Here is a 23263-nt window from a genome sequence, read left to right as displayed (position 1 = left end):
GAAATTGTCAATATACTTTTTATATTCATTTTTCATAGTTTTGTTTTCTGTAATTAAATATTGAACAATATAAATATTTAAAATTACTTCGCTGTTTGCATTATTTCTAATAATTAATGCACTTTTTTACATTATTTTCACCGAAGTCATACTCAACGATCCTCCTAATAATTTATCATTGAACAAACTGAGCTCCTCTTGTTTTCCTTTTAAACCCAAAGTATAAATCAAAGGTAAATAATGCTCTGGAGTTGGGATTGCTAATTGTAATGCTTGGCTTTGTTTTTCAAAATCTAGGAGTGGTTGAAAATTTCCGTCTAGCAAATAGGCATTGATAGTTTCACGAGCTTCAATTGCCCAATCATAGCCGTAATTATCTTTATCTAAATTCGGAAAATCGACTAATCTTAAATTGTGAACAATATTTCCACTTCCTACAATCAAAATTCCTTTGGTACGTAAAGCACTTAATTTTTGTGCCAAATCAAAATGGTACTGCGCTGGTTTTGTATAATCAATACTTAGCTGAATTACAGGAACATTGGCCTGCGGATATAAATGTTTAATAACACTCCAAGCACCGTGATCCAATCCCCAATGTTCATCGAGTTCAACCGCTATCGGAGTCAATAATTGTTTAGTATCTACTGCTAATTCAGGACTACCCTTAGCGGGATATTGCACATCAAATAGTGCTTGCGGAAAACCTCCAAAATCATGAATTGTTCGAGGCATTTCCATTGCTGTAACCTTGGTTCCGTTGGTATACCAATGCGCCGAAATACACAAAATAGCGTTGGGTTGTGGTAACGTTTTGGCTAAATTCCGAAATTCAGTTACAAACTGATTTTCTTCAATGGCATTCATGGGACTGCCATGACCAAGAAACAAAACTGGCATTTTTTCGGTGTTTGATAAAGAACCCGAAATTTTATGTAAATCGTTTAATGAATTCATAACTAAACTATTTTTAAATTATTAACCATATAAGTCATATAAGGTCATTAAAGTCTTCTTTGATTTTTCTTACATGACTTATATGTTAATATAATTTACTCTACAAAACTATCATCTTTAAAACCAATTAAATACAATTTGTTTTTGGCACGCGTCATCGCGGTATATAACCATCTAATGTAATCACGGTTAATACCATCTGGCAAATAAGGTTGCTCTATAAAAACCGTATTCCACTGCCCTCCTTGTGATTTATGACATGTAATGGCGTAGGAGAATTTCACCTGCAAACCATTAAAATATTCATTGGCTTTTACTTTTTGGAATTGTTTGAATTTGGTTTCGCCCTCGTAATCCTTCAAAACTTCTTGATAAAGTCGGTTTGATTCTTCGTAGGTGAGTGAAGGCGATTCGCTTTTGATGGTGTCTAAAAGCAAAACAGTTTCAATTGGTTTTTGATCTGGATAATCCACCATTCTAATTTTTACTTTGGCAAATTTGAAGCTGTACAACTCCTTGATGCTAAAAATTTCGAGCACCTCGATAATATCACCATTGGCGATAAAACCTGCCTGGTCAGAATCCTTTAGCCAAAAATAATTGTTCTTCACCACCATTAAAAAATCTCCTGTGGAAAGCTCACTTTCTTTGTCCAGAATTTTGGTGCGAATTTGTTCGTTGTATTGATTGGCTCTTTTATTAGAGCGCACAATAAATGCGGTATCTTCAATGCTGTAATTACTGTAGGCAGAGTTGATGGCGTCTTGAATATCATAACCGTCTGTCAAACGTACAATATCTTTGAATTTTTTGAGATTGAATTTAAAATCAGTGATAAAAGATTCTTTGAGTACTTCTCGCAATTCTGTGGCGTTGAATAAAATACCTGAGTTTTCCTCTTGACGCATTACTTCGTCTAGCTCAATATGTTCAACTTCCTTATCGTAATTCATACCAAGCGTTCGAATATCAAGCGCTGGGCTGATATCCAAATTCACCGGAGGCAACTGAGCCGTATCTCCTAATAAAATCATTTTGCAATTCGCACCTGAATAAACATAGGAAATCAAGTCATCTAACAAGGAACCGTTTTCATACAACTTAGAATCTGAATTCGTATCCGAAATCATGGAAGCTTCATCGACGATAAAAATGGTGTTTTTGTGTTTGTTGGGTTGTAAAGTAAAAGATACTCCGCCACCAGAAGATTTTTTAGGAAAATAGATTTTTTTGTGAATCGTAAAAGCAGGTTTGTCAGAATAATTAGCAATCACTTTGGCCGCACGACCTGTTGGAGCCAGTAAAACATATTTTTTATTAATGTCTATTAAGCTGTTAACAATGGTAGAGATTACAGTGGTTTTTCCTGTTCCTGCATATCCTTTGAGTACAAAAATGGTTTTATTCTCTGTTTCAGTCAAAAAAATGGCTATTTTTTGAAAAAAAACATCTTGTTTGTAAGTGGGCTGAAATGGAAATTTTTTTTGTAAAAGACTGTAAAACAAGGAGGAATTCATAAGAATTTTGTTGGCATAAATGAGTATCAAAGATACGTATTAACTATCATTTACGCTACAACTACTTTTTACAAATTGATTGAAACGCGAAACAAAATTGATATTACCAAACATTGGGTTTTAAAAATTTTGTTTCGCAAAGCTTCTTTTTTTAAAATAGTTTATGAATAGGGTTAATAGGAATCATAACTCCTTGTTTCAAAATGATATTTTTATCCGTTACAGCCCAAACCGTAGTATCAACTACTTTCTTTGATTCAACATCTTCAAAAAATATTTTGATCTTGGAATGTTCCAGGTTTCCTAATGATAACGCTCTGTTGACTTCGCTAATTCTCATTTTTATTTGGTCATTATCCTCTAAAACATCAGTATTAGGGAATTTAAGTGCAGCAATAGCCTCTTTGTCGATAGTTATAAAATCTTGGGTCATGATAGTACTGTTTTAATTAACAATTAGTTAGGGTGATATTTAATGTTTTTGAAAATAAAATTATTTGTTCTTACAATTTACTAAACAAAGTGTACTATTAACGTGCTTGTAGTCCTAATTTTTTATTAAAGTTTAGGCACAAAATCTTTATTTTTACAATACAATTAACTAAAAAAGGTGTCTACATATTGTATTTAAACAATTTTAATTCAAATATGTCATATGGTATTTTAATAAGCGTTAAGGATGGAAGCGGCATCCTTTGCTTTTTTTCTTTAAAAAAGCAAAGATACAGCGTACAGCCTGACCTGACGAAGTTTACGAAGGAAAGGTAACGCCCAATTTGTAGTTTTAAATTGTTAAATTGTTTTTTTAGGGAACAAATATTTTAAAGTAAAAATTATAATAAAATTAGCACGCTTGACACTTTAAATAATGTAATTTGGCACAAAAATTTAGAGTAATACACACCAATTGCATACCATATGGATAAAATAAAAATACTTTGGGTTGATGATGAAATTGACCTTTTGAAACCACATATATTATTTCTGGAAAAGAAAAACTACGAGGTTACTACCTGTAACAATGGATTAGATGCGATTGCTATTTTTGAAGAAAACAATTTTGACATTGTTTTTTTGGATGAAAATATGCCTGGAATGAGCGGATTGGAAACACTTTCAGAAATGAAAGAAAAGAAATCAGCAATTCCTATGATCATGATTACAAAAAGTGAGGAAGAGTATATCATGGAGGAGGCGATTGGGTCTAAAATTGCAGATTATTTGATTAAACCCGTAAATCCAAACCAAATTTTACTGAGTTTGAAGAAAAACTTAGATCATTCGCGATTGATTTCTCAAAAGACAACACTCGATTATCAAAAAGAGTTTCGCAAAATAGCGATGGAAATGGGTATGGTGAATTCCTTTGAAGATTGGATCGAATTATATAAAAAATTGATTTTTTGGGAGCTAGAGTTAGAAAACATTGATGATCAAGGGATGATTCAAATTCTAGAATCTCAAAAAGTAGAAGCCAACTCGCAATTTGGTAAGTTTATCGAACGAAATTATGAAGATTGGTTTGCACCGATGCCTAAAAAAGTCGCAAGTGTTACCGATGCCGACCGACCAATACAATCGCATACCTTATTTAAGGAGCTCGTGTTGCCGGAACTAAAGAAAAAAGACAAGCCTATTTTATTTGTAGTGATTGACAACTTGCGTTACGACCAATGGAAAACCTTTGAAACGGTGGTAGGAAATTACTATAAATTAGAAAAAGAGGTTCCCTACTACTCTATTTTACCAACTGCCACGCAGTATGCAAGGAACGCAATCTTCTCGGGTTTAACGCCGTTAGATATGGAAAAACAGTTCCCACAATACTGGAAAAACGATCCAGAAGAAGGCGGTAAAAACTTATTTGAAGCCGAATTTTTGACCGCGCAAATCAAGCGATTAGGACTTACTATTAAAGAAGATTATTTTAAAATTACGAGTCTTGCTGGCGGTAAAAAATTATCTGAAAGTTTCAAAGCTTTAAAAGACAATGATTTGGTTACTATTGTTTATAATTTTGTGGATATGCTATCACATGCCAAAACAGAAATGGACGTAGTGAAAGAATTAGCATCTGATGATAAAGCCTATCGTTCCCTGACTTTGAGCTGGTTTAAAAATTCGCCTTTGCTAGAAATTATTCAACAGGCACAAAAAATGGGCTTCAAATTAATTATTACCACAGACCATGGCACTATAAATGTAAAAAACCCATCAAAAGTTGTGGGAGATAAAAATACGAGTTTAAATCTGAGATATAAAACAGGTAGAAGTCTTACTTACGAACACAAAGATGTTTATGCAGTAAAAGATCCAAAAAATATTGGCTTACCTGCAATTAATATGAGTAGTTCGTTTATTTTTGCAAAAAGTGATTTGTTTTTGGCTTATGTTAACAATTACAATCACTATGTGAGTTATTATAAAAACACATATCAACACGGAGGAATTTCTCTGGAAGAAATGATTATTCCGTTTTTAGTTTTTAATCCGAAGTAAAAAAGCAATCAGTCTCAGTTTTCAGTCTAAGACCAAAAACTTAAATTGTCAACTTTAAATAATTTTATCAGAATGGATATCCTTTTTTCTATTGATCAGCTAGAAGAAGTAGCACAACAAATTATTGCCCAAAACCCGAATAAAGTCATACTTTTTCACGGTGAAATGGGTGTTGGAAAAACTACTTTGATCAAGCAACTTTGTATATCATTAGGCGTACAAGGCGCTACAAGTAGTCCAACTTTTTCTTTAGTTAATGAATACGAAGCATCTCAAAATCAACTGGTTTATCACTTTGATTTTTATAGAGTAAATAAAGAAGAGGAAGCTCTAGATATGGGTGTTGATGAATACTTGTACTCTGGGCATTGGTGTTTTATAGAATGGGCTGAAAAGATTGAAAACTTAATTCCTGAAACACACTCTGTGATCCAGATAGTTGCATTAACAGATGGAACTAGAAAATTAACTTTGACATAAAAAAGTATGCTACAAGACAACTTGGTTTTCATAATTCCTTTTTCTGATGATTTGGCAGCGCCAATAAAAGATTTAAATCTCGAATGGTTGCAGAAATATTTTAAGGTAGAGCCTAAAGATGAAATTGTACTTTCGGACCCAAAAAAAGAAATTATTGACAAAGGGGGAATGATTTTTTATGCCAAGTACAACAATGCAATAATTGGAACCGTTTCCTTAATCAAAATAGATAACTGTTGTTTTGAGTTGAGTAAAATGGCAGTAACTGATGGATTTCAAGGTTTGGGCGTAGGAAAAAAAATGATTCTACACTGTTTTTCAATTGCAAAAGAAAATGGAATAGAAAAAATCATTTTATACTCCAACAGAAAATTGAAATCAGCAATTCACTTGTATGAAAAGTTTGGCTTTACTGAAATTCCACTCGAATCAGGAATTTACGAAAGAGCCGATATCAAAATGGAAAAAATAATAGCTTAAATTTGAGTTTTAATTTACTAAAATGTAGTGCTTTAATTAGCAAAATTTACGTAAATTGGACGCTTAATTCATCATAAAAAAATGTCAATTACTACTACGCCATTCACCAAACAGCAGCTTTTACCACAAGAAGAAAAGCTAGAGATTGCTAGACATAAAAGTGAACTTTTTATTGGTATTCCAAAAGAAACTAGTTTTCAAGAACGACGTATTTGCCTTACACCCGATGCCGTAAACTCATTGACTTTTCAAGGACATCGCGTGATGATTGAAGCTGGCGCTGGACTTAGTTCAAGTTACACGGACAAAGAATACAGCAATGCTGGTGCCGAAATAACAAGTGATACCAAAAAAGTTTTTGGATGTCCCATGATTTTAAAAGTGGAACCTGCCACATTTAGTGAAATTGAAATGATGAATCCTCAAACGATCATAATTTCGGCTATTCAACTTAAAACGAGAACAAAAGCCTATTTTGAAGCTTTATCCAAAAAGAAAATCATTGCATTAGCTTTTGAATACATTAAAGATGAAGATGGCACCTATCCTGCAGTAAAATCATTAAGCGAAATAGCCGGTACGGCCTCTATTCTTATTGCTGCCGAATTAATGATTACCAATGACCTTGGAAAAGGTTTGCTATTTGGTAATATTACAGGAGTTCCCCCTACTGATGTTGTAATTTTAGGAGCAGGAACTGTGGGCGAATTTGCTGCAAAAACAGCCATAGGTCTTGGAGCTAGTGTCAAAGTTTTTGACAATTCTATCACTAAATTGCGAAGATTACAAAACAATCTTAACCAACGCATTTTTACTTCAACCATTCAACCAAAAGCACTTTTAAAAGCTTTAAGACGTTGTGATGTAGCCATTGGTGCCATGAAAGGAAAAGACAGATGTCCTGTAGTAGTATCAGAAACAATGGTAGAACACATGAAAAATGGTGCCGTAATTGTTGATGTTAGTATTGATACTGGAGGTTGTTTTGAAACTTCAGAAGTAACCTCACATGAAAAACCTACTTTTATAAAGAGTAATGTGTTGCATTACTGCGTACCTAACATTCCGTCTCGTTACTCAAAAACGGCTTCCTTGTCCATTAGCAATATTATTTCACCCTACTTAATGAAAATTGCCGAAGATGGTGGCATTGAACGCGCCATCCGTTGTGATAAAGGCTTAAAAAATGGAGTTTATATGTACCACGGTATTCACACCAATAGCGCAATTGCAGACTGGTTTGACTTACCTCATAGCGATATAAATTTAATAGTTTTTTAAGAAATTTTTCAAGTACCTTTGCACAAAAATATTTTATGAAATTTTTTCAGCGTTTTGCCTATTATTTAGTTGGTTTAGTGATCGGACTTTTTTTTGTAGCCTTAGTTTTTAGTGGGAAAGACACCCGTTGTAACTATTTTCCAAATGCTAGAGTCTTAAATGACTTGAGAAACAAACCTTTCTATTACTCTGATAAAGCATCTGCAATACTGGCGCAAAAATGGATTGACACCGCTGATATAAAAAACTCTTTACAATACGGTGATGTTGATTTTGACAACAGTAACCTAATTGTAAAAAAAGGAAAAATGTACACCATTGAAGGTAAAACAATCAAAAATCAAGAGGTTGTTTTAAAAATCATCAATTACAGCGATAAGGCTATTCTAGAAGATATTATCAAAAAATAATTTTCTCAGCATATTCTTTTTTTGGGCGTGCCCCTACGCAAAAGCTTCGGGTCCTGCTGTACGTTCCCGCTTTTCTAGTCGGGCAAAAAAGCCCGCCTAAAAAGAGCTCCACTACCATCAGTCACGCAACAACCTTATAAGATTAAACATCTTAACGGAGACTAATTATCGGTATTCCAAACAATAGCTTTTTTATTCTGTGCAATTAAATACTCATTCACTTGACTAAAATGTTTATTGCCAAACCATTTCCCTTGATTAGCACTCAATGGTGATGGATGACCCGATGTTAAAACTAAGTGTTTGTTTCGGTCTATTTTTACTCCTTTTTTTTGAGCAAAACTGCCCCAGAGTACAAATACAACACCTTCTTTTTCAGAATTGATGAACTCAATTACTGCATCAGTAAACTGACTCCATTTTAAATCCTTATGACTATTTGGGCTATCTTGTCTCACTGTTAAAGTAGCATTAAGCAACAAAACTCCTTGTTGAGCCCACGACTCTAAGTTCCCTGATGTAGGCAAAAAGACAGTTCCTAAATCGTCACTCATTTCTCTGAAAATATTTCTTAATGATGGCGGTATGCGCACCCCATCAGCCACCGAAAAACATAGACCATTAGCCTCGCCCACTCCATGATAAGGGTCTTGACCAATAATCACCACTTTTACAGCATCAAAAGAACATTGGTTAAAAGCCTCAAAAATCAAATCTTTAGGAGGAAAACAACTATGTTCTTCGTATTCTGAAGCCACATGGCGCATCAATTCCTCAAAGTATGGCCTTGTTATTTCTTCTTTTAAAATTTCTTTCCAGGAAGGGTTTAAATCGTATTTCATTTGATTTCGTTAAAAACACAAAGATACTTTGAATTCCACGAAATCTAGCTCTATAAAACGCTATAAACATTATTTAATTCTTTGTGAAAGTCTGTTAAATAGTCTTAACTATTAGCTATTTTTGTAGTTCAAAAGACTGAACCATAAATGATCTCCATTACCGAAAAAACATTACAAGATTTACAATTTCCAACTGTACTAGAAACAATTTCTTCTATATGCAATACTGATATTGGAAAAGAAAAAGCACTTGAAATAACTCCTTTTAAAGACAAAGAAACTTTGATGCAAGCTTTATTGCAAACCTCAGAGTATGTTTCGTCTTTTCAAAATAACAACGCTATTCCAAATCATGGTTTTGAAGCCATATCACACGAAATCAAATTTCTTGCTATTGAAGATAGTTTTCTTGAAGTAGGTAGTTTTAGAAAAATTGCAAACCTTTCGAGTACCGTGAATTTTTTATTGCAGTTTTTAAAAAAATTCGAAGACTACTATCCAAACTTAAATGTTAGAGCAAATCAGGTAGAATTGACCAAAGACATTATCACTATGATTGACGATGTAGTTGATAAATACGGTGAAATAAAAGATAATGCTTCTCCAGATTTATTGAATATTCGTAGAAGTATGAATGCGGTGCGCGGAAAAGTGAATCAGAGTTTTGGGACAGCACTTACGCATTATAATTCGTTGGGTTACCTGGATGACATTCGGGAGAGTTTTGTACAAAATAGAAGAGTGTTGGCTGTTCTGGCCATGTACCGCCGTAAGGTAAAAGGTTCTATCATGGGAAGTTCAAAAACGGGGAGTATTGCGTATATTGAACCCGAAGCTACATTACAATATTCCAGAGAATTGAGCAATCTAGAATATGAAGAAAAAGAGGAAATAACCCGAATTTTAAAGCTTTTATCCAATCAAATCAGACCTTTTTTGCCTTTATTGGTTGAATATCAAGATTTCTTAAGTGACATTGATGTTATTGCTGCAAAAGCCAAATATGCCAATAAAATAAACGGAATTCTTCCAAATATTACTGAAGATCGCAGATTGTATTTTAGAGATGCTTTTCATCCTATTTTGTATTTAAATAACAAGCAAAAAAACGAAATAACACATCCACAAACCATTGAGTTAGGACAAGAAAATAGAATTATTGTAATTTCAGGACCTAATGCTGGTGGAAAAACCATCTCGTTAAAAACAGTTGGTTTATTGCAATTGATGTTGCAATCCGGTATGTTGATTCCTGTACACGAGCGCAGTGAAACCTTTTTATTTGACAGAATTCTTACAGATATTGGTGACAATCAATCTATTGAAAATCATTTAAGTACCTACAGTTATCGATTAAAAAACATGAATTACTTTCTGAAAAAATGCAACAGAAAAACTATGTTCTTAATTGATGAATTTGGAACTGGATCTGATCCTGAATTAGGAGGCGCTTTGGCTGAAATTTTCTTAGAGGAGTTCTACCACCGAGAAGCTTTTGGTATCATCACAACCCATTATTCGAACTTGAAAATTCTTGCGAATGAATTACCCTTTGCAACGAATGCCAATATGCTTTTTGACGAAAAAACACTCGAGCCATTGTATAAATTAGTGCTGGGTCAGGCAGGAAGTTCCTTTACATTTGAGGTTGCACTCAAAAACGGAATTCCTTTTAGCTTGATTAATCGCGCCAAAAAGAAAATTGAAGTTGGGAAAGTACGATTTGATAAAACCATTGCCACCTTACAAAAAGAACGCTCTAAGCTTGAAAAAACGTCACAAACGCTAAAAGAAGAAGAAAGCAAAGCACGTGAAGAGGGCAAAAAAATGGAAAATATCAATGTAAAAATCAAGCAAAAACTAGAAAGTTACCAAGAGTTGTACGATAGCAATCAAAAGACCATCTATATTGGACAAAAGATTGAAGACATTTCTGAAAAATATTTCAATAACAAAAATAAGAAAGAACTACTGGGTGAGTTTTTGAAAATTATTGAAATTGAAAATTCCAAGCGTAAAAAAGCTACTGCTAAAGAGACAAAGGCGCAGATTGAAAAAAAGAAAGAAGTCATCCAGGAAGTAACCGTTCAGGTAGAAGAAATCCGAAAAGAAAAGAAAGAGAAAAAACAAAAAGTAGTGGTTGAAAAGCCAAAACCAGTGCTAAAAGTAGGTGATCGTGTGCGTATGTTTGACGGAAAAGCCATTGGAACGATTGATAGTATCGAAAAAAATAAAGCCACGGTGAATTATGGAGTTTTTACTTCAAAAGCAAGCTTAGATGTTTTAGAATTTGTTGAGGCAGGAAAAAAGTAAATGCATGAGGTACAACGCAATAATTGTCTTCTAATTTTTTTAGTAATCTAATTTAAACTGATTTTCAACATGCAGGACCTTCCAAAAAATAAGAAAATAATACTCTTTGATGGTGTTTGCAATTTGTGTGATACTTCGGCACAACTTATTATAAAGCATGATACAAAAGATATTTTTAGGTTTGTAGCTTTGCAATCTACTTTAGGGCAAGAGATCACTAATTATTTAGGAATTGATTCGCAAAAAATGGATAGCATCATTTTGTATCATCCAGGAGTTGCTTACTATTACAAAGCAGAAGCAGCATTAGAAATTGCCAAGGAATTAGGAGGAGTATTCTCTTTAGCCCGCATTTTGGGAGTATTCCCTATTTCATTTAGTAATCTTGCTTATGATTTTGTTGCTAAAAACAGATACAAATGGTACGGTAAAAAAGAAAGTTGTATGATACCTACAGAGGCTCTAAAATCAAAATTTTTGAATTAAAATACTATTTCGTTATCATTTCGTTTTAAATAAGTTACTTAGCTTTATTTAATTAATTACTTAAGTTTGTATTATCATAAAAAAGGCTGTTCAAATAGACAGCCTTTTTTATAAAATAGAAGAAAATTAGTTGCGGATTAATTTTCTATATTTTAATCGTTTTGGAGTTAAATCACCACCTAAACGTTTCTTTTTATTTTCTTCGTATTCAGTAAAACCTCCTTCGAAATAATACACTTCAGAGTCGCCTTCAAAAGCTAAAATGTGCGTACAAATTCTATCTAAGAACCATCTATCGTGAGAAATTACCACTGCACAACCAGCAAAATTCTCTAAACCTTCTTCTAATGCTCTTAACGTATTTACGTCCAAATCATTGGTTGGCTCATCCAGTAAAAGTACATTTCCTTCTTCCTTTAAAGTCATAGCCAAGTGTAAACGGTTGCGTTCTCCACCTGAAAGCATCGAAACTTTTTTGTTTTGTTCGCCACCACCAAAGTTGAAACGAGACAAATATGCTCTAGAATTTACTTGTTTTCCGCCCATCATGATTAGTTCCTGACCGTCAGCGAAATTTTCCCAGATGGATTTATTAGGATCAATATTAGAATGCGATTGATCTACGTAAGCAATTTTTACAGTTTCACCAACAGAAAAAGAACCACTATCTGTAGCTTGTTCACCCATTATCATTTTAAAAATAGTAGACTTACCAGCTCCGTTTGGCCCGATAATCCCAACGATTCCAGCTTGTGGCAACGTAAAATTTAAATTATCATACAATAATTTATCGCCAAAAGCTTTAGCTACATTTTTAGCTTCAATAACATTGGTTCCCAAACGAGGACCATTTGGAATATATATTTCCAAGTTTTCGTCCAATTGTTTTTGATCTTCGTTTAATAATTTATCGTAGTTCTGTAAACGTGCTTTTTGTTTGGTTTGACGTCCTTTGGCACCTTGACGAACCCAATCCAACTCACGCTCTAAGTTTTTTCTGCGTTTTGAAGCTACTTTTTCTTCAAGTGCCATTCTGCTAGATTTTTGATCTAACCAAGAAGAATAATTCCCTTTCCAAGGAATACCTTCTCCTCTATCTAACTCTAGAATCCAACCAGCTACATTATCAAGGAAATATCTATCGTGCGTTACAGCAATAACTGTTCCTGCATATTGTGCTAAATGCTGCTCTAACCAAAGAACGCTCTCAGCATCCAAGTGGTTGGTAGGCTCATCCAAAAGCAAAACATCTGGTTGTTGCAACAACAAACGACACAAAGCCACACGACGACGCTCTCCTCCAGAAAGGTTTTTAATTGGCGTATCACCGTCTGGAGTACGCAAGGCATCCATAGCAATTTCTAGTTTAGTATCGATTTCCCAAGCTCCCAGTGCGTCAATTTTGTCTTGCAAAGCCGCTTGACGATCCATCAATTTGTCCATTTTGTCTGGATCAGAATAGTTTTCTTCAAGTCCAAACAAATCGTTGATTTGATTGTATTCTGCTAAAACAGCCATGGTTTCTGCTGCACCTTCTTGAACAATCTCTAAAACGGTTTTAGTATCGTCCAAAATTGGTTCTTGCTCTAAGTATCCTACCGTATAACCTGGTTGAAAAACAACATCTCCTTGATAATTTTTATCAACACCTGCAATAATTTTTAAAAGTGATGATTTTCCAGAACCATTAAGTCCTAATATACCTATTTTGGCACCATAAAAGAAACTCAAATAAATATTTTTAAGTACTGGTTTATCTGCACCTTGATAGGTTTTACTCAATTTTTGCATTGAGAATATTACTTTTTTATCGTCTGACATAATTTATGTTTTACAGTTATCTTTTTATTTATTTTTCTCTTTGTGTTTGTACTTTTACAACCTGCCTTTGAGTGAACTAAATACCCAAGCATTTGCTAAAAATCCAATTCCTACTGCTGCAAATCCCCATCCAGCAACATCATCATATCGAAATGCGCCCAGAGCAATAAGCAATAATCCCATTAAAATCATAATGAGTGTTGCCCAACCTAAGATTGTATTTTTATTCATGTTACTTTATTTATAAATGTTTTGTTACAATTTGAGTTGCAAATATCGGAATTTTTATAATTTTAATTGAATATTTTAAAAAGCATCTCTCGTAATAAATCCGATTGTGAAATTGCATTTGCACCTACTCCTTTACTTTTGACATCAATATCACGAAGTGCTCCTACAATTTGACTCACTTTTTTCATTGGATAATTCTTCAAAGCAACATCATATTCTTTCATGAAAAATGGGTTCACACCAATAACAGCTGCCACATTTTTTGGGTTTTTATCCTTTAAACCATGGTATTTTAAAAGCTGTATGAAAAATCCAAATATTAAACTAGTGGTCACCACCATGGGGTTTTCCTTTGGGTTTTGGGCAAAGTTTTCAGCTATTTTATACGCTTTCAACTGATTGCGCTCTCCAAGTGCTTTTCTAAGTTCAAAAACATTATAATCTTTACTAAAACCAATATTGTCCTCAATATGTTGAGGCGTAATTGTACTCCCAACGGGTAAAATAATTTGCAACTTTTCTAATTCATTGTTTATTTTACTCAAATCAGTACCTAAAAACTCTACGAGCATTGCTGTAGCCTTAGGCTCTATCATGTATTTTTTGCCAGAGAGTACACGCTTAATCCAATCGCCTACTTGGTTTTCATATAATTTTTTACTCTCGAAAACCAATCCGTTTTTCGCAATAAGTTTGGTTACTTTTTTACGTTTATCAACTGTTTTGTATTTATAACACAGCACTAAAACGGTTGAAGGCATTGGGTTATCTGCATAAGCTTCAAATTTATCAAACGTTCGATTTAAGTCTTGAGCTTCTTTTACAATTACAACTTGGCGGTCCGCCATCATAGGGTAGCGTTTTGCAGTAGCAATCACATCTTCAACAGTTACATCTCGTCCGTATAAAACAGTTTGATTGAATCCTTTTTCTTCCTCAGACAATACTTTTTCTTCAATAAAATCTGAGAGTTTGTCAATATAATAAGACTCCTCACCCATTAAAAGGTAAATGGGTTTTATAGAACCACTTTTAATATCATTTACAATTTTTATGACTTCGTCCATTTCAATTTAATTCAAGTTTTAATAAGCAAAGTATCTTTTTATCAGAATGGATCTTTAAACTTTACTTTTTAAACTTATTTAATACTTTTGCACCATGCAAATTCTCAATTTTCCACACTATACTTTTCGGTTCAAAAATAGCGAAAATAAAACAGCTATTTTTGATGTTATTCGTAAAAAATTTATAATTCTAACACCTGAGGAATGGGTCAGGCAGCATGTAGTTCGGTTTTTATTAGAACAAAAAGAATACCCCCTTTCTTTAATAAATGTTGAAAAAGTTTTAAAAGTCAATGGCTTACGCAAAAGGTACGACGTTGTTGTTTACAATACTGATGGTACAATCAATATCCTTGTAGAATGCAAAGCCCCTCAAATTCAAATAGCACAAGTCACATTTGACCAAATAGCGCAATACAATATGACATTGCAAGCCAACTTTTTGATGGTAACCAATGGATTGAATCACTACTTTTGCCAAATGGATTTTGAAAATGAAAAATATCAATTTCTGAAAGATTTGCCCAATTACGGGCCACTTTAGCACATTATTACACCATGAAAATAGCCGTTGTTATCCTTAATTGGAATGGAACCAAATTATTAGAACAATTTTTACCCTCAGTAGTACAGTTTTCAAAAGAAGCTACTATATATGTTGCAGATAATGCTTCTACAGATGAATCAGTTGCTTTTGTAAAACAAAATTTTCCTGAGGTTGTGATTATTCAAAATTCTGGTAATTTTGGATTTGCAAAAGGCTATAACGAAGCACTTCAACATGTGAATGCCGATGTGTATGCACTCATTAATTCTGATATTGAAGTTACCGAAAATTGGTTGCAACCTATTTCAAAAATCTTTGAAAACGAACCAAATACCGCTATTATTCAACCCAAAATACTAGATTTCAAAAATAAAGAATATTTTGAATATGCTGGAGCAGCTGGAGGCTTTATAGATAAGTACGGATATCCATTTTGCAGGGGAAGAATATTTGAAACTCTAGAAAAAGATTTAGGACAATACGATGATCAAACAAATTTATTTTGGGCTTCTGGAGCTTGTTTTTTTATCAGAAATGCTGTTTATCATGAACTCGAAGGGTTTGATGGAGACTTTTTTGCCCATCAAGAAGAAATAGATCTATGTTGGCGAGCAATAAATAAAGGATATACAATTAAATATTGTTTTGAATCCGTGGTTTATCATGTAGGAGGTGCTACTTTACAGCAAGGAAATCCTCTAAAAACGTATTTGAACTTTAGAAATTCCTTGTTGATGCTAACCAAAAACTTACCTAAAAAACAACTCTTTGTTATTTTATTCCCCAGAATGATTTTAGATGGTGTTGCAGGAATACAATTTTTAATGCAAGGAAAATGGAAACATTTTTGGGCAATCCTTAGAGCGCATGGGACATTTTATAAGCTATTTAGGGAAAATTACGCTAAACGAGACAAAACACAAGCACCTAAATACTATAAGACCAAAAGTATCGTTTATAATTACTTCATTAAAGGACGCACTGTTTTTAACGATTTATTTAGAGTATAGTGTTCCAAAAAAACTAAATTTGTTTCAGTAACAAAAAAAATAATACCTATGAAAAAAATAGCATTAACCCTTACCGTTTTAGCCCTTATGACATCATGTGTTTCAAAAAAGAAATATACCGATTTAGAGGCGAAAAATAAAGAAACACAAGATTTATTAAATACTGCCACTGTAAAGCTTAATTCTTGCTTAGAGGAAAAAGCAGGACTTGCCGCAACTGCAGCAACTTTAAAAGAACAAAATCAAGGTTTGATTAGTGTTTCAAAAGATATGACTGTTTTATCTACAAAAGGTGCTGAAAATATTGAAAAAGCATTAGAATCAATCAAAGAGAAAGATTTAAAAATAAGCAGAATGCAGGATGCTTTGACCAAAAAAGATAGTGTGACACTAGCGCTTGTTACTAGCTTGAAAAGTTCTGTAGGAATATCTGATCCGGATATTGAAATAAATGTTGAAAAAGGGGTAGTATTTATTTCTATTGCAGATAAATTATTATTCAAAAGTGGAAGCTATGATGTAACAGATCAAGCTAAAAGTGTACTTGCAAAAGTTGCCAAGGTTGTAAATGACAAACCAGATTTTGAGTGTATGGTTGAAGGACATACGGATAATGTACCATACAACGGTACAGGAGTTTTACTTGACAACTGGGATTTGAGTGTTAAACGTTCCACTTCAATTATACGCGTACTTACGAATCAACTTGGTGTAAAACCAGAACAATTGATAGCTGCTGGTAGAAGTTCATACATACCACTTGTTGCTAATGATACACCTGAAAATAAATCAAGAAACCGTAGAACAAGAATTGTTGTTTTACCAAAAATTGATCAATTTTATGAAATGATCGAAAAAGAAATGAAAAAACAAAAACAATAGTTTTTTATTCAAATCATAAATCAAACGCCTCAATTAGAGGCGTTTTTTTTTGTTATAAAGATGATACCCTTATTTAGTTTAAAGTATTAAAATATATAATTAACAATCGAAATCATTTCCATTGTAATGAGATACTTATTACTGATTAAATTTGTAAGTTTGCGAGGTCAAAAAAATATGTTTTTTATGGATGTAATCGAAAAAAATTATAAAAAATTATCTATTCAAGTTTCCTTGACTGGACTTTCTTTTTGTTGTTTTGACACCTTAAATAATACGGTTTCTTCGTTTAATGAGGTATATTTTGATGCTTTTCCAAAGACAACAAAAATTGAAGATTTATTTGCAAATGCTTTTAAAAACCATTCGGAATTATCTCAAAAATATGACGAAATTCTTGTTATACACAATAATAATTTAGCAACATTTGTCCCTACTCTATTTTTTGATGAAGAAGCACTAGGTAGTTACTTGCAATACAATACTAAGGTTTTTGAAACTGATTTTTTTGCTTTTGACACATTAGAGAACCACCAAATGAATACAGTTTATATCCCTTATGTGAATATTAATAATTTTTTTATAGATCATTTTGGTTCCTTTACATATAAGCATGCACACAGTATTTTAGTTTCAAAATTATTAGAATTAACAAAAGACAAGCTCCGTAAAAAAATGTTTGTTCATCTTAATACGGGTCATTTTGAAATAGTAGTTATAGAAAATCAAAAACTTATATTTTTCAATTCTTTTGATTACAAAACTCCCGAGGATTTAATTTATTATATTCTTTTTACTGCAGAACAGTTAGGAATGAATCCTGAATATTTTGCATTAGAATTCATTGGAAAAATAGAGATTGAAAGTGATTTTTATAATATTGTTTACAAATACATTCGAAATGTATCTCTCATTGACGTGGAAGATTTACGTTGGAATAATTATTTTTCTGTTGCCGAAAACAGAGCCCATTACATACTTTTTAACTCATGAGAATCATATCCGGAAAATATAAAGGAAGAAGAATTTCACCTCCAAAAGGCTTACCTGTTCGACCTACAACAGACATGTCTAAAGAGGCGCTATTCAATGTTTTAAACAATCATTTCAGTTTTGAAGACCTCAAAATATTAGATTTATTCGCAGGGACAGGAAACATTAGCTATGAATTTGCTTCTCGCGGTAGCACGCCCATAACTTCTGTTGATGGTGACTTTGGTTGCGTAAAATTCATCAAACAAGTTGCCTCTGAATACGATTTTAATATTGCTGCTACAAAAAGTGATGTGTTTGCTTATTTAGAAAAATGCAAGACATCCTATGATATCATTTTTGCAGACCCTCCATATGGTTTAGACCAAAAAACGTTTGAAAGAATTGTAATGTTGGTTTTTGAAAAAGAGTTACTAAACCAAGATGGAATGATGGTCATTGAACACTCTAAATACACAAAACTCGATCATATGATACATTTTTCGTTTCAAAAAAGTTACGGAGGATCCATTTTCAGTTTTTTCGAAATTGAAAGCGAAGATGATGATGAAACTAAAGTAATTTCTTTGAATCAAGAAGAAGAGTAAATAGTAGTGTTTTAAGTTAATTTATTTAAAATTTGCTGATACTTAGGCGTAAGAACCCCGTATTTTAATCCTTCAGTAACAACATATTCTGTAAGTGATTTCACTTCTGTAGTATTTCCAGCTAAAACATCTCTGTGCATGGATGAAGTATTGTCTTGCGGCGATTTTTCTAGTTTGGTTATGGTTTGAGCAACAATATCCATGGGTAAGTTGATCCCTTTTGCCAAAGCAACAGCAGATACTTCCATTAATAATGCATTGTAAAGTTCTTTGTTGCTAGGATTATTTAAAATTCCACCAATATTTTGATTCAAATACGAAGTTGCAGAGGCTAAAGCCGAAATGAAAATAAACTTTTCCCAAACCGTTTCCTCGATATTTTCGACAAGATAGCTTTCGATTTTTGCATTTGTAAAAATAGATTGTAGTTCTTCTAATTTAGAAATTGGTACCGTTGTAGAACCAAAAAATAATTTTTCATAAGAACCAATTTTCTTAATATTTCCGGGAGTGGTAATCATGGAAACAATATAAACACAAGCCTGTAAAATTGTATTTTCAGGAAATAGTGTTTGAATCCGTTGTGTTGCATCAACGCCATTGTATAAAGGAAGAATTATAGTTTCAGGAGTTATACAGTCACTTACCGATGCTATACTGTTTTCAATATCATAGGTTTTTGTAGCGCAAATAAGCACATCTAGAGTTCCAATTTCTGCTGGATTATTAGAAACCAAATTAGGAAAAACTGTGCTTTCAGTGTTATCAGTACTTATTTTTAAGCCATTTTGCGCTATGGCATTTTGAGTTTTACCACGGGCTATAAATATAATTTCGATTGTATCTGAGTCTAAGTAAGCCTTTGCTAATAATCCACCAAAATATCCTCCTACTCCACCAATTCCTAAAATTCCAATTCTTTGTTTCATAAGTTGTTTGTTATTAAGATGAATGCTTTAAAGTAGATTCGAAATTACAATAATCTTTATAATTAAGTATTGCATTAAAAGTATAAATCCCATTGACAAAATTAGTTTTTTTACCAAAAAAGTAATACATTTCACTATTCTTTTAACAAATACTAATTCATTACTTTTTCTATTCTATGTCAATAAAAGCAATCATCGTTGATGATCACCAAAAATCGAGAGAACTCATTCAAAGTTTTTGTGAATCGTATAGTAATGGAGTTATTCAAATTGCAGCCCTTTGTCCTTCCGTTGATTCCGCATTGGTGGCCATCAAAAACCACAAGCCAGATTTAGTATTTTTAGATATCGATATGCCAGAAAAAAATGGGTTTGAATTGATTAACAATTTTGATGTACTGCCTTTTGAAGTCGTATTTGTTACTGGACATGCCAACGAATATACAAAAGCTATTGAGATAAGTGCCATGAATTATTTAATGAAGCCTATAAATCCATTAAACATCAAAGCCATTATTGAACGATTCGAGACTAAAACCGCTTTGGCAAACTCTATCAATAGGAACGAGATATTAAAGAATAATTTGAATGGTGAAAATAGTACCATTTTATTCCCTTCCAATGACGGTTTTATAGTAGTGGATACAACTGAAATTATAAGTTTTCAATCACAAAATGGAACTGGTAAATGTACAATTGTAACAACTAATGATACTATCGTAATTCATAAATACTTGAAGGATGTGATGTTATTACTACAAGAAAGTAGATTTATTAAAGTAAGTAGTAGCGCCATTATAAATAAGAAAAAGATAGCCTCTTTTAACAGTAAAACGTATACTTTAAAAATGTCAAATGGTTCAAACATTAAAGTTTCAGATGCTTATTATAACAAAACTAAACTTATAGATGCACTTGCCAACTAGAGTTTTACTTTTTCTTGTGTGTTTTTATGGTGTGTATTGTTCAGCTCAATACAAGCCTTCCATCAATTACACTACTTCAAATGGATTACCTAATAATGCAGTACGGGCATTGTTTTTAGATAAAAATGAAGACCTATGGATCGGTACCGAGAATGGAATTTCAAAGTTGGAAAATGGTTCCTTTTCAAATCTAATTTTACCAAAAATAATACCTAATAACAGTTGCTGGGATATCACACAAGATAGCCAGGGTGCACTCTGGTTTGCTAGTTATGGGGGTGGTGTTTACAAATATGACGGTTTACAATTTATTGTTTTTGATAAACTAAAGGGCTTACCGTCGTTACGAAGTCGAAAAGTATTGGCTTACAACGACAAAATTTATGTAGGTACAGAACTAGGAGTTGCCATTATTGATCCTAAGACCAACGCAGTAGCAGTTCCAAAAGGAATTGTACCGCATTTTGGAGTGTTTATTGTTACGGATTTTGTAGTTTATAAAAATAAAGTGTTTTTTTCAACGGCTAACGAAGGTCTTTTTAAAATTGTAACCAATAAAAACAAACCAGAAATTGTACCAATAAATCAATTTAAATATACCTACAGTATGGGTTTATTTGAGGGAACTTTACTCAGCGCCAACAAAGGATTCCTGCAATCCTTTCAGATGGAAAAGTTAATACAACATCAGCCAACTTCAAAATCTTTTGGTCAATCTACTTTTTGGGACTTCACTGCAGATAGTGATCGTAATCTGTACGCGGCTGCTTGGGGTGTGTTTGACAACAGCGGTGGTTTGTATGCAATTGCAAATAACCAGATGAAAAACATTTCGGAATTGTACGGAATTGATTCTAAAAATTTATTGAATGTGGTGCACGCTCGTAAAAGAAACATTCTTTACGTAGGTTCAAAGGACAAAGGAATATTCGAAATTCAGCTCGATAAAACCATTAACTACAACCCATTTGAAAATAAAACGATAGTGGATTTCACCACCATTGGAGCAAAAAAAGTAATACTGCATCAGGATGGAGTCTCCTTTTTAGAAAAAGACAATACCATTACCACATCAGTTTCATTAATTGATTTTAAAAATACCGAACTAGCCTATATCCAAAATTCAAAACAAAAACTGCCTTCACATGCTGACGGTTATTATGAATTAAATTATAAAATACCCGCAAACCAAATCGAATTTTACGAAATTATAAAACATCAAAAATCGTTTTGTATCAGCAGCAACATTGGCCTATTTGAGATGAGCTTTAATGGTGAATTAATCAATTACGTACCCATTCACAGTTATAAAATTGGGTTTACCTATGATCTCCAATTTATAGAAACGATTCCCTACGCGGGCGTTCGGGTATATGATGATCTTACTAATTTAAAAGCCAAACACTTCTCGGAATTTAAGACGAATACCCCTTTGGACGTAGTTGGAATTTTAAATGCAACAGGTAAAACCTACCTCATTTCAGTGTTCCAAGGATTGTTTATTTACGAAAATAAAGCTTTTAAATCGCTGCTAAAAGAAGGAATTTGGAAGGAAAGCAAACTAAAATTTATTACCCAAAACAAGCAAGGTGACTTAATTATTGCATCTGAATTTGGTGATATTTATGTAATTGATGACTCTCAATCTTTCAAAATAATAAAAACTATTCCACGAGATCAGCTCATTGGGACTACAATTACTTTTTTAGAAAGTTACGAAGATTATATTTTTATAGGTACCGAGAAAGGAATAAACTGCTACCATAATGGAGTGATGCAGTTATTCGATAAAGAACAAGGGCTGAAAGATACCGCCATAACTAGTTCCCAAATTTTTGAAAATCAATTATGGCTTGGCACTAAGAACGGGTTTTACTCTATTGATTTAAAAAAACTTACCAGTATTAAGAACACCGTAACTAATATCAAAATAAGTTCAATTGCCGTTAATTCTATTCTCATTAATCCAAGAAATTACCGTTGGTTTTCATACCAATCCAATCAATTAATAACAGATTATGAACACAATACAATCGCTTTAGATTTTATTCCAAAAGGACATTCGTTTCCAAACAAATTAAAGTTTAGATACCGCTTGAAAAAGTCAAATCAATGGAGTCCTTATACAGAAAAGCCATTCGTTTATTTGTCTTATTTACCAAATGACACCTACAATCTAGAAATTGAAGTTTTAGATTTACATGCCGGAAAAACAATGCGTTTTAGTGTTTTAAAAATTATCATTGAACCTCCATTTTGGAAAACAGGACTGTTTTATTGTGTAATCGGAATTCTTATCATTCTAGGAGCAGCGCTATTAATTTTCAGAATAAAAAAACGAGCCCAACAAAAAGCCGCAACCGAAAATCAACTTGCTAAGGCTAAGCTAGAATCCTTATTAAGTCAGATGAATCCACATTTTACATTCAATGCTCTACAAACTATTCAAGGTTTTGTTTTTAATAATGATAAACTAAATTCTACAATTTATATCAGCGAAGTTGCTAGTTTAATGCGTCAAACCTTAGATAATTCTACCTTCCAAACCATAACAATTGCTGATGAAATTAAATATTTAGAGACCTACATTGCTATTGAAAATAAACGATTTGACAACCGTATTCAATTTACAATTGAAGTGGATGAAAGTATAGACAGGGACCAAATAGAAATACCTACAATGTTATTACAGCCCTTTGTAGAAAATATTTTCAAACATGCTTTTGATGAAGAATCTCTTCAGCCTTCTTTCACAATTGATTTTACAATTACGGTTGATCAGCTGCTTCAAATCCAAATTTCAGATAACGGGAAAGGCAATACCAAAAATATAAATACGCACAGTTCAAAAGGCATTGAAATTGCCAAAAAACGGCTTCAAATTATGCAGCCTAGCAATGTCAATCCTATTGAAATTACTTTTTCTACCATAGGAACTACAGTAATTATCCGATTAATTATTTAGCTGAAAAAAAAAATATAAAACAGATTACCCATTTTATAGC

General features: G+C 32.9%; 22 protein-coding genes. 14 read left to right on the top strand and 8 right to left on the bottom strand.

What is annotated here, in order from left to right; translation table 11 throughout:
• Positions 1-126: 126 nt before the first annotated feature.
• From ygiD to DNC80_RS07550, 3 genes are all read right to left on the bottom strand, one after another.
• Positions 127-957, bottom strand: a complete 831-nt coding sequence (gene ygiD / locus DNC80_RS07560; protein WP_182650530.1) for a 4,5-DOPA dioxygenase extradiol — start codon at positions 955-957, stop codon at positions 127-129.
• Between the two features lie 95 nt (positions 958-1052).
• Positions 1053-2474, bottom strand: a complete 1422-nt coding sequence (locus DNC80_RS07555) for an ATP-dependent RecD-like DNA helicase (RefSeq protein WP_182650528.1) — start codon at positions 2472-2474, stop codon at positions 1053-1055.
• 151 nt (positions 2475-2625) lie between these two features.
• Positions 2626-2907 carry a hypothetical protein gene (locus tag DNC80_RS07550; protein ID WP_182650526.1) on the bottom strand — a complete coding sequence of 94 codons (282 nt, stop codon included), beginning with the start codon at positions 2905-2907 and terminating at the stop codon, positions 2626-2628.
• Between the two features lie 485 nt (positions 2908-3392).
• Here DNC80_RS07550 and DNC80_RS07545 point away from each other — a divergent pair, with 485 nt between their 5' ends.
• The 5 genes from DNC80_RS07545 to DNC80_RS07525 all read left to right on the top strand — a co-directional run bounded on the left by DNC80_RS07545 (position 3393) and on the right by DNC80_RS07525 (position 7624).
• Positions 3393-4973 (top strand): bifunctional response regulator/alkaline phosphatase family protein, encoded by a 1581-nt coding sequence (locus tag DNC80_RS07545; RefSeq protein WP_182650524.1) that lies wholly within the window; start codon positions 3393-3395, stop codon positions 4971-4973.
• A gap of 72 nt (positions 4974-5045) precedes the next feature.
• The gene (tsaE, locus tag DNC80_RS07540; protein ID WP_144890705.1) at positions 5046-5453 is read left to right on the top strand and encodes a tRNA (adenosine(37)-N6)-threonylcarbamoyltransferase complex ATPase subunit type 1 TsaE; all 408 of its coding nucleotides are present in this window, start codon (positions 5046-5048) and stop codon (positions 5451-5453) included.
• Positions 5454-5459: 6 nt separating this feature from the next.
• The gene (locus DNC80_RS07535; RefSeq protein ID WP_182650522.1) at positions 5460-5933 is read left to right on the top strand and encodes a GNAT family N-acetyltransferase; all 474 of its coding nucleotides are present in this window, start codon (positions 5460-5462) and stop codon (positions 5931-5933) included.
• 81 nt (positions 5934-6014) lie between these two features.
• Positions 6015-7214, top strand: coding sequence for an alanine dehydrogenase (locus tag DNC80_RS07530; RefSeq protein ID WP_182650520.1), 1200 nt, complete (start codon positions 6015-6017; stop codon positions 7212-7214).
• A 35-nt stretch (positions 7215-7249) separates the two neighbouring features.
• Positions 7250-7624, top strand: a complete 375-nt coding sequence (locus tag DNC80_RS07525) for a DUF4258 domain-containing protein (RefSeq protein WP_182650518.1) — start codon at positions 7250-7252, stop codon at positions 7622-7624.
• Between the two features lie 161 nt (positions 7625-7785).
• Here DNC80_RS07525 and ung read toward each other — a convergent pair whose 3' ends face one another.
• Positions 7786-8466 carry a uracil-DNA glycosylase gene (gene ung / locus DNC80_RS07520; RefSeq protein WP_182650516.1) on the bottom strand — a complete coding sequence of 227 codons (681 nt, stop codon included), beginning with the start codon at positions 8464-8466 and terminating at the stop codon, positions 7786-7788.
• Positions 8467-8613: 147 nt separating this feature from the next.
• Here ung and DNC80_RS07515 point away from each other — a divergent pair, with 147 nt between their 5' ends.
• A complete protein-coding gene (locus DNC80_RS07515; RefSeq protein ID WP_182650514.1) occupies positions 8614-10779 on the top strand; it encodes a DNA mismatch repair protein MutS in 2166 nt (721 codons plus the stop codon).
• A gap of 69 nt (positions 10780-10848) precedes the next feature.
• Positions 10849-11265, top strand: coding sequence for a thiol-disulfide oxidoreductase DCC family protein (locus DNC80_RS07510; protein WP_182650512.1), 417 nt, complete (start codon positions 10849-10851; stop codon positions 11263-11265).
• Positions 11266-11391: 126 nt separating this feature from the next.
• On the opposite strand, the gene ettA is transcribed toward DNC80_RS07510, so the two are convergent.
• From ettA to holA, 3 genes are all read right to left on the bottom strand, one after another.
• The gene (gene ettA, locus DNC80_RS07505; RefSeq protein WP_182650510.1) at positions 11392-13086 is read right to left on the bottom strand and encodes an energy-dependent translational throttle protein EttA; all 1695 of its coding nucleotides are present in this window, start codon (positions 13084-13086) and stop codon (positions 11392-11394) included.
• 54 nt (positions 13087-13140) lie between these two features.
• Positions 13141-13317, bottom strand: coding sequence for a CAL67264 family membrane protein (locus DNC80_RS07500; protein ID WP_086453741.1), 177 nt, complete (start codon positions 13315-13317; stop codon positions 13141-13143).
• Positions 13318-13379: 62 nt separating this feature from the next.
• A complete protein-coding gene (gene holA / locus DNC80_RS07495; RefSeq protein WP_144890689.1) occupies positions 13380-14384 on the bottom strand; it encodes a DNA polymerase III subunit delta in 1005 nt (334 codons plus the stop codon).
• Positions 14385-14478: 94 nt separating this feature from the next.
• On the opposite strand from holA, the gene DNC80_RS07490 reads away from it, so the two are divergent.
• From DNC80_RS07490 to DNC80_RS07470, 5 genes are all read left to right on the top strand, one after another.
• Entirely contained in the window at positions 14479-14928 is a 450-nt protein-coding gene (locus DNC80_RS07490) for a type I restriction enzyme HsdR N-terminal domain-containing protein (protein WP_144890687.1), read from the top strand.
• Positions 14929-14942: 14 nt separating this feature from the next.
• Positions 14943-15941, top strand: coding sequence for a glycosyltransferase family 2 protein (locus DNC80_RS07485; protein WP_182650508.1), 999 nt, complete (start codon positions 14943-14945; stop codon positions 15939-15941).
• A gap of 48 nt (positions 15942-15989) precedes the next feature.
• A complete protein-coding gene (locus DNC80_RS07480; RefSeq protein WP_182650506.1) occupies positions 15990-16823 on the top strand; it encodes an OmpA family protein in 834 nt (277 codons plus the stop codon).
• A gap of 186 nt (positions 16824-17009) precedes the next feature.
• The gene (locus DNC80_RS07475; protein WP_182650504.1) at positions 17010-17816 is read left to right on the top strand and encodes a DUF3822 family protein; all 807 of its coding nucleotides are present in this window, start codon (positions 17010-17012) and stop codon (positions 17814-17816) included.
• Positions 17813-18403 carry an RsmD family RNA methyltransferase gene (locus DNC80_RS07470; RefSeq protein WP_182650502.1) on the top strand — a complete coding sequence of 197 codons (591 nt, stop codon included), beginning with the start codon at positions 17813-17815 and terminating at the stop codon, positions 18401-18403. The genes DNC80_RS07475 and DNC80_RS07470 overlap by 4 nt, the downstream gene beginning before the upstream one ends.
• 11 nt (positions 18404-18414) lie before the next feature.
• On the opposite strand, the gene DNC80_RS07465 is transcribed toward DNC80_RS07470, so the two are convergent.
• Positions 18415-19332, bottom strand: coding sequence for a ketopantoate reductase family protein (locus DNC80_RS07465; RefSeq protein ID WP_182650500.1), 918 nt, complete (start codon positions 19330-19332; stop codon positions 18415-18417).
• 176 nt (positions 19333-19508) lie between these two features.
• On the opposite strand from DNC80_RS07465, the gene DNC80_RS07460 reads away from it, so the two are divergent.
• Together DNC80_RS07460 and DNC80_RS07455 are read left to right on the top strand one after the other, a co-directional pair.
• Positions 19509-20258 carry a LytTR family DNA-binding domain-containing protein gene (locus DNC80_RS07460; protein WP_182650498.1) on the top strand — a complete coding sequence of 250 codons (750 nt, stop codon included), beginning with the start codon at positions 19509-19511 and terminating at the stop codon, positions 20256-20258.
• Positions 20242-23223 carry a histidine kinase gene (locus tag DNC80_RS07455; RefSeq protein WP_182650496.1) on the top strand — a complete coding sequence of 994 codons (2982 nt, stop codon included), beginning with the start codon at positions 20242-20244 and terminating at the stop codon, positions 23221-23223. The genes DNC80_RS07460 and DNC80_RS07455 overlap by 17 nt, the downstream gene beginning before the upstream one ends.
• Positions 23224-23263: the final 40 nt, after the last annotated feature.

Source organism: Flavobacterium sp. SOK18b (assembly GCF_014156605.1).
Lineage (GTDB): Bacteria > Bacteroidota > Bacteroidia > Flavobacteriales > Flavobacteriaceae > Flavobacterium > Flavobacterium tiangeerense.
This window is presented reverse-complemented; position numbering and strand designations above follow the sequence as displayed.

Coding starts and splice junctions, on each gene's coding strand:
- ygiD (WP_182650530.1), bottom strand. CDS start 957: ATGAATTCATTAAACGATTTACATAAAATTTCGGGTTCTTTATCAAAC.
- DNC80_RS07555 (WP_182650528.1), bottom strand. CDS start 2,474: ATGAATTCCTCCTTGTTTTACAGTCTTTTACAAAAAAAATTTCCATTT.
- DNC80_RS07550 (WP_182650526.1), bottom strand. CDS start 2,907: ATGACCCAAGATTTTATAACTATCGACAAAGAGGCTATTGCTGCACTT.
- DNC80_RS07545 (WP_182650524.1), top strand. CDS start 3,393: ATGGATAAAATAAAAATACTTTGGGTTGATGATGAAATTGACCTTTTG.
- tsaE (WP_144890705.1), top strand. CDS start 5,046: ATGGATATCCTTTTTTCTATTGATCAGCTAGAAGAAGTAGCACAACAA.
- DNC80_RS07535 (WP_182650522.1), top strand. CDS start 5,460: ATGCTACAAGACAACTTGGTTTTCATAATTCCTTTTTCTGATGATTTG.
- DNC80_RS07530 (WP_182650520.1), top strand. CDS start 6,015: ATGTCAATTACTACTACGCCATTCACCAAACAGCAGCTTTTACCACAA.
- DNC80_RS07525 (WP_182650518.1), top strand. CDS start 7,250: ATGAAATTTTTTCAGCGTTTTGCCTATTATTTAGTTGGTTTAGTGATC.
- ung (WP_182650516.1), bottom strand. CDS start 8,466: ATGAAATACGATTTAAACCCTTCCTGGAAAGAAATTTTAAAAGAAGAA.
- DNC80_RS07515 (WP_182650514.1), top strand. CDS start 8,614: ATGATCTCCATTACCGAAAAAACATTACAAGATTTACAATTTCCAACT.
- DNC80_RS07510 (WP_182650512.1), top strand. CDS start 10,849: ATGCAGGACCTTCCAAAAAATAAGAAAATAATACTCTTTGATGGTGTT.
- ettA (WP_182650510.1), bottom strand. CDS start 13,086: ATGTCAGACGATAAAAAAGTAATATTCTCAATGCAAAAATTGAGTAAA.
- DNC80_RS07500 (WP_086453741.1), bottom strand. CDS start 13,317: ATGAATAAAAATACAATCTTAGGTTGGGCAACACTCATTATGATTTTA.
- holA (WP_144890689.1), bottom strand. CDS start 14,384: ATGGACGAAGTCATAAAAATTGTAAATGATATTAAAAGTGGTTCTATA.
- DNC80_RS07490 (WP_144890687.1), top strand. CDS start 14,479: ATGCAAATTCTCAATTTTCCACACTATACTTTTCGGTTCAAAAATAGC.
- DNC80_RS07485 (WP_182650508.1), top strand. CDS start 14,943: ATGAAAATAGCCGTTGTTATCCTTAATTGGAATGGAACCAAATTATTA.
- DNC80_RS07480 (WP_182650506.1), top strand. CDS start 15,990: ATGAAAAAAATAGCATTAACCCTTACCGTTTTAGCCCTTATGACATCA.
- DNC80_RS07475 (WP_182650504.1), top strand. CDS start 17,010: ATGGATGTAATCGAAAAAAATTATAAAAAATTATCTATTCAAGTTTCC.
- DNC80_RS07470 (WP_182650502.1), top strand. CDS start 17,813: ATGAGAATCATATCCGGAAAATATAAAGGAAGAAGAATTTCACCTCCA.
- DNC80_RS07465 (WP_182650500.1), bottom strand. CDS start 19,332: ATGAAACAAAGAATTGGAATTTTAGGAATTGGTGGAGTAGGAGGATAT.
- DNC80_RS07460 (WP_182650498.1), top strand. CDS start 19,509: ATGTCAATAAAAGCAATCATCGTTGATGATCACCAAAAATCGAGAGAA.
- DNC80_RS07455 (WP_182650496.1), top strand. CDS start 20,242: ATGCACTTGCCAACTAGAGTTTTACTTTTTCTTGTGTGTTTTTATGGT.